The following is a 13,423-nucleotide window of genomic DNA, read 5'->3' as shown; positions in this document are numbered from 1 at the left end:
GAGGACCCATGGCCCACCTCAACACGTACTACTACCGCGTGCTGCTCCCGCACGGATCGGTCCGGTCCGGCCTGCTGCGGCTCGCCGTCAAGCGTGATCTGTCGGCGCGCATGCGACTGGAGTCGGACACGGACGGCACAGTCATCAGCCTGTGGCGGTTTCCGGTGTGGCTGGCCGTGGTCACGGATGTGCTGCTGCACCTGTTTCGTCGCCAAGTGCGCAGCGAAGACCTGGCCGGCTTTCTGCGCGACCTGGGGCTGATGATGCGCGCGGGCGTGCCGGCCATGGACGCCCTCACAACCCTGGTGGACGAGAGCAACAGTGTGGGCAACTCGGCCATGGCCTCCGTGGCCCGCAACATGCTGGACGACTTGAACGCTGGCGTGGGCATGACCGAGGCCTTCAACCGGCACCCGAACATCTTTCCCGAGACGGTGCGCAACCTTGTTTCCATCGGCGACCAGACCGGTACGCTGGACCGCATGCTGGGCGAGGCGGCCGAACACGTGGAGCGCATGATCAACATCAAGCGCGACATCAAGACCGCGCTCATCTACCCGGCCTTCGTGTTTGCCACCATCATCGGCGTGGCCATCTTCTGGATCTACTACGTGGTGCCCAACATGGCCCGGCTGTTCAAGCAGCTTCAGGCCAAGCTGCCGCCCATCACCGAAGGCCTTGTGTCCTTTGCCGACCTGCTGTCGGCCCATTTGCCGTGGGTGCTGCTGGTTACCTTTGTGGTGGTGGCTGCAGGGGTCATTGTGTTCAAGCGGTCCGAGCGCTTTCAGCTGGCTACCTACAGCGTGCTGCACCGTCTGCCCGTGGCGCGCACGCTGCTGGTGTCCTCCGGCATGGCGCACATCACCGAGCACTTGTCGATCCTGGTTCGGGCCGGGGTGGACCTGGTGTCCAGCCTGCGCATCCTGGGGCGCGCCACCAAGAACCGTTACTACCGCACCCGGTTGATCCACGTGGCCGAATCGGTCTCGCGCGGTGAATCGGTGTCGTCATCCATGCGGCGCGTGGGCGGCTTCCCGGCCATGGCCGTGCGCATGATTTCGGTGGGCGAAGAGTCCGGCAGCCTGGACCTGCAGCTGTCGCACCTTGCGGCCGACCACCGCAAGCGCCTGGAGGTGCTGGTGAAGTCGCTGGCAGAAATTCTGAAGCCGTTGATCATCCTGATCGCGGGCGGGCTGTTCCTGTTCCTGATCGTGGCACTGCTGCTGCCGATCTATGACCTGGTGCGGCAGTCGGTGAACCAGACGATGGGTGGGTGATGGCGAAGGTGACGAGGATGCAATCGTTTATTTGTCTTCTGGAACGGACCCGGCGTGTGGGCCCTGGGGCCTTTGTGGAGGCCTGCCCGAACCAATGGGCAGGGCAGTGATGAACAAGAACGTATGGATTGGCAGTGCTCTGGGCCTGCTGTTTCTGGCCGTGGTGGGGGCGGGCTGGTGGGTGTGGCAGGGCGGCAATCCGGCAGCGGTAGTCGGCACTCCTGCGCAGGGAAGCGCGCCGCTTGCCACTGCGCCGGGCACATCGCCAGAGGCTACGCCTGGTCTGGGGTCGCCTGCCCAGCGCGTAACTGGGCGCGTGGATCCAGCTTCGAGCACGCCGGCCGCGGCGCTGAATGCCGAGGCGCGCCGCAAGCGCTTGAAACAGATCCGCGCAGAGATTGCCGCCATTCAATCCCAGGGGGCGCAGGCATCGCCAGCGCAGGTGCAGGCACTGCTCAATGAGCTGGAGGCGCTCTCCCCAGGCCAGTTTGATCCTCGGTACTTTCAGGCGCTACGCGACATGCTGGAGGGCAGCAGCCAGATCCAGGCCCTGAACCGTGAGCTGCAGACTTTGTCGAGCAGCAATGCACCGGCCGATGAGGCGCGCAAGAAGGCCATCCTGGCGGAACTGCAAGCCATCAGTGCGCGCATCAGCGCGGCGGCCGTCAATCTTCAGACGTATGCGCGGCGCCCAGCCGCGCAGGGCGGCAAATCGCCATGAAAGTGTCCGCGCGCCAGAACCGGACGCCTCGGCCTGGGCGCATGCGCCAGGCGGGGTTCTCTCTGCTCGAGATTGCGGTGGCCCTAGTGGTGGCGGGGCTGTTGTCCTGGGCGGCTTTCAGTGGATATGAGACCGTGGTGTCGCAGCAGGAGATTGAGCGTGGTCGTGCCGAGGCCCAGCAGCTGCAGTCCATCGTGCGGTCTTTTGCCTTGCGGCACGGGCGCCTGCCGTGCCCGGACACCGCCGCCGTGGCGACCGGTTATGAAGCACTTACGTCACCGGACAGTACTGTGTGCGCTGCAGGTGTGCAGGTGGGCTGGTTCCCTTATGTGAGTGTGGGGCTGCAGGTGCCGGAAGAGGCATTGCGCGCACGGTATGCCGTATTTCGCACTCCGTCGGCCACCGCGGCGCAAGACGCCGACCTCACCGCCGCCTTGGAGCGGACGGGCGACGCAGAAGGCGAAGCCAACTACTCGGACGTCACTGACCTGATCGTGGCGTTGAACAACGCCGCCGGGCTGGCGTCTGCTGCGGTTGCGGCCAACCGCCCCTACCTCACCGGCGACGCTGGCGCGGCGGGCGCCATCGATTGCGGCGGCAATGCAGTGATGTCGGTGGCGTATTGGGTGGTGGTGCCGCTCAAGGACGCAGATGGCGATGGGAACAGGCTCGACCCGCCGCACACCAACGCCGGCTTGTGCGCCGCCAGCCCTACGGCACCGCTGCGGTTTGGCACGGACGACGTAGTGGTATCGGACTCGCCCACCCAACTGTCGGGATGGCTTCGCAAGAGCCTTCCGTAGTGGACCCTGCTTTTTGAACTATTCATGCCCATAACCAACTTCATTCAACCCGCAGGCTGCCGAGCGCAAAGGCGCTCTCGTGGGTTTGGCTTGCTGCAGGTGCTGTTGCTGATCGCCGTGGTTGCTGGCCTGGCCGCCATGGGGTACATGCAATGGCGCGAGCGTTCGGCCATCAACTCTGCCCGGCAGGAGCGGCAGGCGCTGACCCAGGCAGACCGGGCCATCATCACCTATGCGAGCGTGGCGGCAAGACTGCCCTGTCCGGATGTGGACCGTGATGGTCTGGAGGATTGCGGCGTAGGCGACCAGAAGGGCTGGCTGCCGTCGGTCACGCTCAGCCTGGCGGGTGCGGACCCTGGCGTGGGCGTTGGACAGCTGCGCTACCTTGTCCAGCGCGGCGGGGGTGAGAACGACCTGACCTTGCTCACCGATTCCTGGCGGCCGCTGGAGTACGACGACACGGGCAGAACGTTTGCGGCCATGCGGGACACTCCTCCCGCAGGCACCTATCAGGCGGGCATCACGACTCTGGCCGACCTGTGCCAGCGCATCGATACTGGCCGCAGCACAGCCCATGCGCCTGGCATGGCAGAGGTGCGGGCCGCCACAGTGCGAACCGTGGCTTATGCACTGGTGCACCCTGGCAATGACGACGCGGACGGCAACAACTCGCCTTTTGACGGTGTCAACGCCTCCGCCGACCCGGCAGTGGAAGACCCTGCGCGCCGCCCCCTGCTGTCGGCCTACAACGACATCGTTCTGGAGAAGTCTTACCTCAGCCTGTTCATAGGCTTTCACTGCCAGCCCCTCATCGATTCGATCAACACCGTGGCCTTGGCCCACGATGTGGTGGAACAGGTGGATGAATTGAAAGAGGGCAACATTGAGTCGGCCAAGCAGTCCATAGCGTTCGCCGCCATTGCGGCTGGCATCACAGCGATTGAGACCACCGCCACTGTCTTAGAGGGAGTATCAGAAGCCGGCAATGCCGCGGCTGCCTGGGCCTTGTGCGCGGCCACGCTGGGGCTGGCGGTCAATGCGTGCGCGGCGGCGCCGCAGCACACGGCGGCTATTGTGCTGACCGGTGTTTCCATCGGCCTCAATGCCGCCTCCATCATTGCGAATGTGGCAGCGGCGGTGATGGCGGGCAACGCGTTGGCGCTGGCTGACAGCACGGTGGATGCGTCGACGCTGACATGCCCATCGGCTGACTATTCTCAGGCACTGGCCGCTGCAAGGGCAGAGGTTACGGATGCCACCAATGACCGCAATGCCATTGCGGCGGAGCTTGCCGCCAAGCGCAATGAACTGGTCGCAGCCAACATCGCACGAACGAACGCCATCAACACGCTGGGGTTAAGCGTTAGGCAGCCAGGCACGTCATCGAATATCGACGACCGGGTCCTGCCACTGCTGACGGCGGCGGACAGCTGGGAAACCTACTCTTTTGCCGTGGATGCGGCCACCCGCCGCAGAGACAACTACCAAACCTCGGTGAACAACTGGAATGCCCAGATCGCGACGTACGCGAACATGATTGCCAATCGGTCCACCATGTTGACGCAGTTGGATGCCGAAATTGCGGCGTTGGACCTTCAAATTGCTGCGGCACCCACCCCGGCTGCGAAGGAACCGCTGCAGCGGCTGCGGATGGAGAAGACCGCACAGCGCGCTCTTCTCAGCGATCCGGTGGAGTTGCAAAAGCAGTACGACGACGCAGTGACAGCGCGCAACACTGCACAAAGCAATCTCGCCGCAGCGCAGAACGATCTCACGACAGCACAGGCCAACCTGAGCGCTTCACAGACCGCTTACCAAACGGCCTACAACAATCTGCGCAACGCGGGGCGCTACACGATTGTGATCGGAGGTGGGCCCACAACCGTCGTCGGTTGCAGCTCCACGGTGGCGGGTGTATGCCAGCCTGGCGATGTCAACAACAGCAATGCCATACGTGATGCCATCCATGATCTGATGGGCCCATCCAGCACCAGCCCGCATCCGGACTCCAAGTACCTGTTGCCTATCAAGATCCAGCGCACGATCACAGCGCTCGAGGGTCAGCTCAGCGAAGCCAACAAGCGGGTGACCGACGCACAGAACCTGGTGACCCGCCTTGAAGGATTGGCGGGCAGTCCGCCTCCTTGCAACATCACGGGCCGTGGCGTTACGCCCATGCCGCCCGCTACATCCATGGGAATCCTCATTCAGGTGGACCAGAAGGGAGGCATCCGATGATGAAGCACTCCCTGCGCCGCGAGAGCGGTTTTTCGATGGTGGAGTTGGCGGTGGCAATGGCCGTCATCGGCCTCATCGGCATCTTCGTCTGGCGTTGGGTGGTCTCCACCCGCGAGCCCATGCAGCGTCCCGCCATGCTGCATCAGTTGAGCGAAGCCCAAGCGGCCGTGGAAGGCTTCGTGTTGCGCAACGCGCGCCTGCCTTGTGCGGCCGCGGGCACCAACGGCAACGAGTCTTGTGGCGACGCCGCAGCCGTGCGCCTGCCCTGGCGCACGTTGGGGCTGAGCAGTGAATTCGGCAGCCTGCACTATGGCGTGAACCGTGGGGGCGGTTGGGATCTGGCGGAGATTCCGAACTTGTTGCTCCGCCCTGCTGATGGTGTGTCACCTGACTTGAATATTGAGTTCACGGGCATGCCGGAACTGCCTGAATATCCCCCAACACTTGAAACGCCAACCTCGGCTTCCGCGGCTGTCGTCGCGGCTGCGGGCAGAGCGAGTGCTGCGATAGCAGCAGCCAAGGCCCGTCGAGTGGATTTAGTTTCCGGCGCTCCCGCCCCTCCAAACGGCCTCGACTGGTGCCGTGTGCTGCGCCGCTTTGCGGCAAACCCCACGGCTGCTGGGGTGCTGACAGCGGGCAACGTGGCCGACAGCGTGCCGGTTGCGTTCATGCTGGTGCACCCCGGCGAAAACGGTACCTTTGACGGCAACAACGCCGTGGGCGCAGGGGGGTCATGGCGCTTCGACTTTCCGGGGCGGCCCCAGGACAACAACTTTGACGACATCGCGCTGGCCGTGGGGCCCACTGACCTTGCGGCGCGCATTGGCTGCGCCGCCCGGCTGAGCGAGATGCAGTCCGTCGCGCAAGGCGCCTACGCAGCGTATGACAACGCCAGGGTCATGCAGGAGTACTGGAAGCTGCGCGTGTTTGACATCGAAAGCTCCGAATCGGCGGTGCAAAGCGCGGAGACGGGCGTTGCGTTGGCAGCCATGGGGCTGGCGCTCGCCACCGCCAGCGGGGTGCTCAGCATTGCGTCGGCTGCCAATACCGAAGGCGTGACGGCCTTCATTGTGGTCATGGCAGCCGCCAACGTAGCGGTGTCGATTGCAGAAACGGTGCTCGCCGCTGAGGAACTGGCTGAAGCGCAGCAGGCGCTGGAGGTTTCCAAGCAGAAGCAGGCCGCGGCCGATGCCTACGCTGTGACGCTGTACGACACATTCACGAGCACGCTGAACCTCGCGATCAGCCTCGACACGAAGGGGCTCAACCCATGAAGCGCCACATGATGGGTTTTACCCTGGTTGAACTTTCTGTAGTGCTGCTGGCGTTGGGGCTCATACTGCCCGCCGCTGTGGTCTTCTGGCAATTGCAGGAGCGCCAGCGCGTAACCACTGTGCAGCTGGACGTGCAGCAGCAGTCGCGTGACGCCGTGCTGGGTTTTCTGCACGCGCATTACCGGCTGCCGTGCCCGGCTGCCAACACGGCAGGCGTGGAGGCATGTGTGGAGGGCACCGGCGAGCGCCATGTGGGCTATCTGCCCTGGCGCACCTTGGGTCTGCCGCGCCCCGAAGCAGGGACTCTGCGCTACGGGGTGTACCGAGAACCGCAGCTCACCGCGCCTCAGGACCGCGATCTGGCTGTAGCGCGCGACCGCATGAATCCGCTGCGGGTGCGCACGCCCGATCCAGTGCCGCGCAACAACGATGCCCCCAATGACGAGGCTCCGCCCATACCCACCGCCACGGCGACGCTGCTGGGCGTGAACCACTCAGGCGACGATCTGGCACCGTTGAACGCGGCTTGCAACCTGTCGCAGAACCCGCCGTGCCCTTTGGGTGTGGCGGGGGCGGTGAACCTGGTGGATGTTTGCCTGGCGTTGAATACCGCAAGCCAGACACCGGTGGCCCCCGCCGGGCGGCTGGGCACCAACATGCGCGGCGCGCGGCAGTCCGTGGCGTTTGTGATTGCAGCGCCCGGCATGCTGGATGCGGACGGAGACGGCCGCGCGTTTGATGGTGCCAATGCCACGGCCAGCAGTGCGAATCCCACCTTCGAGTCGCCGGGCACGGCCGTCAGCAGCAGCTATGACGACATCGTGCTGTCTGCCAGCCATGCCGAGCTGTTCAGTGAACTGCATTGCGGTGCCGCGTTGTCTGCCATCTCGCATGCGCACTTCAATGCAGCCACGGGGGCGTTTGTGCTGGAGCGTGCGATGTACGACTACCGCGATCAGCTTTTTGTGGCAGTCAAACTGGCCGAGTCCGATGTGGCTGCCGCCACGGCAGGGTTGGCTGGCGCGGCCGCAAGCGTGGCGGATGCGGCCAAGGAGATGGTGTCTGCCACGGCCGACACCACCATGAGCGCCGGGGCGCGCGCCGTGCAGATTGGCCTGGCGGCCGCAGGTATTGTGGCCGCCGCAGCGGGCATGGCGGCCGCGATCTACGCAGAGATCGATGCCATCGCGTCGCTGGCAGAGGCCGAGCGCGTGCATGACGAATTTGCGGCGCGGACCACCGCGATGACGGTCCTGTCCACATCGGTCAATCGCAACACGCTGATCGGCGATGCCATCGGCCACTGAGCCGAGGCCCTGCTCTTGCCTTCTTGTCAACTTGCCAACCGCTATCTGATTACCGAGCTACGCACCATGACCCCATTACACATTTTTCCCCCAGGCAGAGCAGGCGCGCGCGGCCAGCGGGGGTTTTCGCTGCTGGAGTTGAGCATTGCCCTCGTTGTGATCGGCCTCGTTGTGGGTGCCGTGGCCATCGGGCGCGACTTGCAGCGCTCCGCGGCCAACCAGCGCCTGTCCACCGATTTTGTCCAGGGCTGGCAGCTGGCCTACGAGGCGTTCGTCAACGGCGTGGGCTATCCGCCCGGCGACAACCCCACCGACCCCACGGGGCGCATCAACGGCAATGTCTCGCCCGCGGGCACCGAGCTGTGTGGTACCCCGATGATCAACACCTTCCTCGCCGCGGGCATCAAGCTGCCCAACGGCCGCACCGAAGGCCAGCAGGACCGCTATGTGTACCTGGACAGCAATGGCAACCCGCAGGAGGTGCAGGTGTGTTTTCAGAGCGTTGACTGGGCGGAACCCGGGGCGGCCGTGAACACCTACGTGACGCGGCCTCGCAATGTGATCGTGATGCGAGGCGTCACCTTTTCGCTGGCCGGCGCGCTGGACCAGCAGATCGACGGGCACAGCGATGCGCGGTTCGGCCGGTTCCGCGATATCTCTCTGGCCAACAACGTGACGCCGCCCGCCGTGCCCGGAACACCCCACGGCCAGCCCTGGCCCATCGACGACAGCATGGCGTTTGGCAGCACCACGTCCACCCGGCTGGACGAATCTCAGGTGGCCGTCACCACGGCGTACTTCAAGATGATGCGCTGAGCTGCGCGCTTGCTCGCAAGCACGCATGCCCGCAACGCATGGCGCAACGGGGCAAAATTTGAGGAATTTTGGCCTCTAGCGCTTATCCAGTAAGCGCTACAAGCTATAGATTTGTGAGTGATTGGCGCGAGCCGCAGCGCAGTACCCACCTACACCTACGCCGCCCCGCCCAGCTGGAACCGCTGGTCAAAGTTCATCTTGCCCAGCACGCGCAGCGCGGCCGCCAGCGTGTTGCCGTCCACCTTGCTCACGTCCAGGCTGTACCGGCGTTCGGTAGACACCACGTCCACGCTTTTGCTGCCCCACTGCACGGCCACCAGCAGGGAGGGGCGCTGGCCGGCCTCAGCGCCCACGGAGACGCCGCGCTGCTCGGGGCGCAGCATGAACTCCAGGTGGGGCGTGCGCATCAGCGTCAGCCGGTGGGCGCCCAGCGGGCCCAGCGCAAACGAGACGACCCAGTCGTCTTCGTCTTCTACGGTCAGAAACGGGACGGGCTGGGGTGTGGCCATGGGGTGGGTGGTAGTGTGCCGGGGCGGCGGGCGGGCGGGCGGGCCCGGGTCCGGGCGGCGCTCAGTATGCCGTTGCAAAAGCTGTGCCGAGGTCGGGAGAACCCGAGGTTGGGCGCTTCCAACGCTGGGGCGTTTTGTCAGTTGTATGCAAGCTGGCTTTGCGCAGGTGCAACCCATGCGGAGAAGTCTTGGGCAGTAAGTTTTTTATCATAAAGCGCTTGTAGCGCTTGATGGATAAGCGCTGCAAGCTCTGCTTTTGATAGCGATCAGTGAAATTGTCTGGCAGCATCGGGGCTGGCTTCAAGACTTGGCCAGCCCGCAAGCCAGCGCCCCCACGGTCTGCAGCGACGCCCCCAGCCGGCCCTGTGCTGGATGCCCGAAGTTGATGCGCACGCAGTGGGCAAAGCGCCGGTCGGCCGAAAAGATCTGCCCGGGTGCCAGGCTGATGCCCTGCTGCAGTGCCTGGCGGTGCAACTGCAGTGCATCCACCTGGGGCGGCAGCTCCACCCACAAGAAGTACCCGCCTTCCGGCCGCGACACCCGCGTGCCGGGCGGAAAGTGCGCCGCCACTGCCGCCAGCGCAATCGCTTTTTGCTCTCCCAGGCTGCGGCGCAGCTGGCGCAGGTGCCGGTCGTAGCCGCCCTGCGCCAAGTACTCTGACAGCGCCAACTGCGACGGCGTGGCGGCTGAGAGCGTGGTCATGAGCTTGAGGCGTTGGACGGCTGTGGCATACCGGCCCGCCGCCACCCAGCCCACGCGGTAGCCGGGCGCCAAGCTTTTGCTGAACGAACTGCAGTGCATCACCAGGCCCTGCGTGTCAAACGCCTTGGCGGGCAGCGGGCGCTGGGGGGCGTGGTGTAGCTCGCCGTACACGTCGTCCTCAATCAGCGGCACGCCGTGGAGGGCGAGCAGGGCGACCAGCTCGCGCTTTTTGGCCTCGGGCATCAGGCTGCCCAGCGGGTTTTGAAAGCTGGGCATGAGCCAGCAGGCCTTGATAGGCTGGTGGGGCTTATGTGAAGACTGGCGCTCCAGCGCTTCGGCCAATGCTGCCAGGTCGATGCCGTCGCGCGGGTGGGTGGCGATCTCCAGGGCCTGCAGGTTGAGCCGCTCCAGTGCCTGCAACGCGGCGTAGAACGTGGGCGATTCGACCACCACCACATCGCCGGGCTGGGTGACGGCTTCCAGGCAAAGGTTGAGCGCCTCCATGGCGCCGTTGGTGATGATGATTTCTTCCACATCCACCGCCATGCCATGAACGCCGTAGCGCAGGGCGATCTGCTGGCGCAGGCGTTCGTCGCCGGGCGGCAGGCTTTGCACGATGTGCCAGGGGTCGAGCTTGCGCATGCCGCTGGCCAGGCACCGCCCCAGGCGGTCGAGCGGAAACAGCTCCGGCCCCGGGAAGGCCGAGCCCAGCGGCACCAGGCCGCGGTCGCGCGCCAGGCCCAGCACCTCAAAAACCAGATCGCTGATCGCGACGCCGGTGGATGTGTGCGCGGGCTGCGAGGGCAGGGGTTCGGCGGGGCGCGTCTCGGCCGTGCCGGGCAGCCGGTCGCTGACGTAGTAGCCCGAGCGCGGGCGGGCGTGGATCAGTCCCTGGGCCTCCAGCAGGTAATACGCCTCAAACACGGTGGACGGGCTGATGCCGCGGGTGCGGCTGGCTTCGCGCACCGAGGGCACACGGTCGCCCGGGCGCAAGGCGCCGCTGTGGATGAGCTGCGCGATGGCGTCGGCGTGGCGTTCGTAGCGTTTCATGAGGTGGGTTAGGGTGGGTTGCGCGCAACTGATCCGTATTTTTAGTTTGAAACTGAATCTGTACTGAACTGGAAGGGCGGCGTAGAGTGCGGGATAACGTTGCTGCTTGTGCTTTTCAACCTCACATTGCCCATGATCGATTTATTGCGCCGCTGGCTGGCCCCCGGTCTGGCGGCCACGGCCTGTGCGGCGGCCCTGGCCGCGCCACCTGCCTCCGAACCTTCCGAGCGCTCCACGATTTCCCCACCTGCCTCTGTCCAGGCCACCGGCATGGCCTCCCGCGTGCTGGCCTGCACCGTCTGCCACGGCAAAGAGGGCCGGGCCACGCCGGACGGGTACTTCCCGCGCATCGCCGGCAAGCCGGCCGGTTATCTGGCCAACCAGTTGCTCAACTTCCGCGACGGGCGGCGCAGCTATCCGCAGATGACTTACCTCATCGAACACCTGACCGACGACTACCTGCGCGAAATGGCCGAGCACTTTGCAGCGCTGGACTTGCCGTACCCGCCCCCGCCCGCACCCCAAGCGCCCGCCGCTGTGGCGGAGCAGGGCCGCCAGCTGGTGCAGCAGGGCGATGCGGCGCGCAACATTCCTGCCTGCGTGGCCTGCCACGGCGCGGCCATGACCGGCGTGGCGCCGTCCATCCCCGGCCTGCTGGGTCTGCCGCGCGACTACCTCAACAGCCAGCTGGGCGCATGGAAGACGGGCCAGCGCCGCGCCCACGCGCCCGACTGCATGGCGGCCATTGCGCGCCAGCTTTCGCCCGACGAGGTGAGTGCCGTGTCCGCATGGCTGGCGGCACAGCCCGTGGTGGCCGGCGGCAAACCCGCACGGACCTTGCCCACCGCCATGCCCGCCCGCTGCGGCGGCGTGGCCGAAGTGCCGGTGGCCGGGCGCTAAGGAGGGCGGTTTGATGAACCGAAAGCGCATCCTCTGGACGGTCTCTTCCGCGCTGGCCGTGTTGGGCATTGCGGCCGCTGCACTCGTCACGCTGAACCTGCGCGGCGAGGCACCGTTGCCGGCCGCGGAAACCTTGCACATCACCCCCGAGCTGGTGCAGCGCGGCGACTACCTGGCCCGCGTGGGCAACTGCATGGCCTGCCACACCACGCAGGGCGGCGCGCCCTATGCAGGCGGGCGTGGCATCGAAACGCCGTTTGGCGTGGTGCACAGCTCCAACCTCACGCCCGACAAGGTGCACGGCATCGGCACCTGGACCTCTGCCGAGTTCTGGCGCGCCATGCACCATGGCCGCAGCAAGGACGGGCGGCTGCTCTACCCGGCCTTTCCGTACCCCAACTACACGCAGGTGACACGCGAGGACTCGGACGCCATCTTTGCGTATCTGCAAAGCCAGCCTGCTGTGGCCGAACCCAACCGGGCGCATGCGCTGCGCTTTCCGTACAGCACGCAGGCGGCTCTGTCTGTATGGCGCGCGTTGTTCTTTGCGCCGGGGGCGCCTCAGCCGCAACCTACGCAGACGGCTGAATACAACCGCGGCGCCTATCTGGTCAACGGCCTGGGCCACTGCACGGCCTGCCACACGCCGCGCAATGCGCTGGGCGCCACCACCGACGCGCGGGCCTTCAGCGGCGGGCTCATCCCCGTGCAGAACTGGTATGCGCCAGCGCTGAATGCCGCGCACGAGGCGGGCGTGAAGGAATGGCGCACCGAGGACATCGCCGCGCTGCTGCAGACCGGCGTGGCCCCGCAGGGCTCGGTGCTGGGCCCCATGGCCGAGGTGGTGTTCCGCAGCACGCAGTACCTCACCGACGCCGACGCCCGCGCCATGGCCCTGTACCTGCAGGCGCTGCCGCAGCAGTCAGCGGTGAACCGCGCGTCGCCACCCGCACCCTCTGCCGCCGCCATGGCGCGCGGCGCCAAGATGTACGAGCAGCACTGCGCCGCCTGCCACGGCGAGCAGGGCCAGGGGGAGCCCGGCGCCTTCCCGGCCCTGGCGGGCAACCGCGCCGTCACCCTGGCCGACCCCACCAACCTGGTGCGCGTGGTGCTGCAGGGTGGCTACCTGCCCGCTACGGCCGGCAACCCGCGCCCGCACGGCATGCCGCCGTTCCAGCAGGTGCTGTCAGACGAAGACATCGCGGCCGTGACGACCTTTGTGCGCAACCAGTGGGGCAACCAGGCGGCCGGGGTGGGTACCATCGAGGTTTACCGCGCCCGGGAACGGCGCGGTTTGTAGCGGGCCCGCTGGTGTCGACGGCTTGCTGCACCAGCCCCAGGAGCCCGTTTCATGTCCAGCCCCGCCACTCTGCCTTCGTCTGCTCCCGCAAGCTCCGCCGCCACCCCGCCCGGCGGCTGGTGGGCCGTGTGCCTGTGTGCGGCATGGTGCGGCACCTGCGGCATCTACCGCCCCCTGTTTGACGAGTTGGCCCGCGCGCACCCCGACGTGCGGTTTGAATGGGTGGACATCGAGGACGAATCGGAGCTGGCCGGCGACCTGGATGTGGAAACCTTCCCCACGCTGCTGATCGCCGACGGCCAGCGCGCGCTGTTTTTAGGCCCGCTGCTGCCCCAGGCGCCCGTGCTGGCCCGGCTGCTGGCCAGCTTGCAGGCGGGCGCCCCGGGCGGCGCAGGGGCCGGGGACGAGGCCCAGGGCGTGTTCGAGCGGGTACGTGCCGCGCGCAGTCGGTAAGCGCCGCAGGCTGGCTCGCGTCATTCTTTGATTGCTCACAATTTGATAGCTGCTAGCGATTGACGATCAAGCG

At 66.1% G+C, this 13,423-nt stretch carries 12 protein-coding genes; 10 read left to right on the top strand and 2 right to left on the bottom strand.

The features are described from left to right. Window positions 1-8 precede the first annotated feature (8 nt). The 7 genes from ACK4HJ_RS16290 (at window position 9) to ACK4HJ_RS16260 (ending at window position 8,436) form a co-directional block, all read left to right on the top strand. The gene (locus tag ACK4HJ_RS16290) at window positions 9-1,277 is read left to right on the top strand and encodes a type II secretion system F family protein (protein ID WP_409833501.1); all 1,269 of its coding nucleotides are present in this window, start codon (window positions 9-11) and stop codon (window positions 1,275-1,277) included. Window positions 1,278-1,386: 109 nt separating this feature from the next. Then, entirely contained in the window at window positions 1,387-1,998 is a 612-nt protein-coding gene (locus ACK4HJ_RS16285; protein WP_409833499.1) for a hypothetical protein, read from the top strand. Then, a complete protein-coding gene (locus tag ACK4HJ_RS16280; RefSeq protein ID WP_409833497.1) occupies window positions 1,995-2,801 on the top strand; it encodes a type II secretion system protein in 807 nt (268 codons plus the stop codon). Before ACK4HJ_RS16285 ends, ACK4HJ_RS16280 begins: the two co-directional genes overlap by 4 nt. A 99-nt stretch (window positions 2,802-2,900) precedes the next feature. Further along, window positions 2,901-5,039, top strand: a complete 2,139-nt coding sequence (locus ACK4HJ_RS16275) for a hypothetical protein (RefSeq protein ID WP_409833534.1) — start codon at window positions 2,901-2,903, stop codon at window positions 5,037-5,039. Further along, window positions 5,036-6,313 (top strand): type II secretion system protein, encoded by a 1,278-nt coding sequence (locus ACK4HJ_RS16270; RefSeq protein WP_409833495.1) that lies wholly within the window; start codon window positions 5,036-5,038, stop codon window positions 6,311-6,313. The genes ACK4HJ_RS16275 and ACK4HJ_RS16270 overlap by 4 nt, the downstream gene beginning before the upstream one ends. Beyond that, window positions 6,310-7,620 (top strand): type II secretion system protein, encoded by a 1,311-nt coding sequence (locus ACK4HJ_RS16265; protein WP_409833493.1) that lies wholly within the window; start codon window positions 6,310-6,312, stop codon window positions 7,618-7,620. The genes ACK4HJ_RS16270 and ACK4HJ_RS16265 overlap by 4 nt, the downstream gene beginning before the upstream one ends. Before the next feature lie 66 nt (window positions 7,621-7,686). After that, window positions 7,687-8,436, top strand: a complete 750-nt coding sequence (locus ACK4HJ_RS16260) for a type II secretion system protein (RefSeq protein ID WP_409833491.1) — start codon at window positions 7,687-7,689, stop codon at window positions 8,434-8,436. A 155-nt stretch (window positions 8,437-8,591) separates the two neighbouring features. On the opposite strand, the gene ACK4HJ_RS16255 is transcribed toward ACK4HJ_RS16260, so the two are convergent. After that, window positions 8,592-8,945 carry a hypothetical protein gene (locus ACK4HJ_RS16255; protein ID WP_409833489.1) on the bottom strand — a complete coding sequence of 118 codons (354 nt, stop codon included), beginning with the start codon at window positions 8,943-8,945 and terminating at the stop codon, window positions 8,592-8,594. A gap of 300 nt (window positions 8,946-9,245) precedes the next feature. Next, on the bottom strand, window positions 9,246-10,697 hold the full coding sequence (locus ACK4HJ_RS16250) for a PLP-dependent aminotransferase family protein (RefSeq protein WP_409833487.1): 1,452 nt from the start codon (window positions 10,695-10,697) through the stop codon (window positions 9,246-9,248). Window positions 10,698-10,829: 132 nt separating this feature from the next. On the opposite strand from ACK4HJ_RS16250, the gene ACK4HJ_RS16245 reads away from it, so the two are divergent. Genes ACK4HJ_RS16245 through ACK4HJ_RS16235 form a run of 3 tightly spaced genes read left to right on the top strand, consistent with a single transcriptional unit; the run spans window position 10,830 to window position 13,350 of the window. Continuing rightward, window positions 10,830-11,597: a c-type cytochrome gene (locus ACK4HJ_RS16245; protein WP_409833485.1), complete on the top strand. Its 768-nt coding sequence runs from the start codon at window positions 10,830-10,832 to the stop codon at window positions 11,595-11,597. 13 nt (window positions 11,598-11,610) lie between these two features. Beyond that, the gene (locus tag ACK4HJ_RS16240; protein ID WP_409833484.1) at window positions 11,611-12,897 is read left to right on the top strand and encodes a c-type cytochrome; all 1,287 of its coding nucleotides are present in this window, start codon (window positions 11,611-11,613) and stop codon (window positions 12,895-12,897) included. A gap of 51 nt (window positions 12,898-12,948) precedes the next feature. Beyond that, complete coding sequence (locus ACK4HJ_RS16235; protein WP_409833482.1) at window positions 12,949-13,350, top strand: thioredoxin family protein; 402 nt, start codon at window positions 12,949-12,951, stop codon at window positions 13,348-13,350. Window positions 13,351-13,423 lie beyond the last annotated feature (73 nt).

This window comes from Acidovorax sp. (assembly GCF_046294525.1).
In the GTDB taxonomy this organism is placed as follows: domain Bacteria; phylum Pseudomonadota; class Gammaproteobacteria; order Burkholderiales; family Burkholderiaceae_C; genus Acidovorax.
This window is presented reverse-complemented; position numbering and strand designations above follow the sequence as displayed.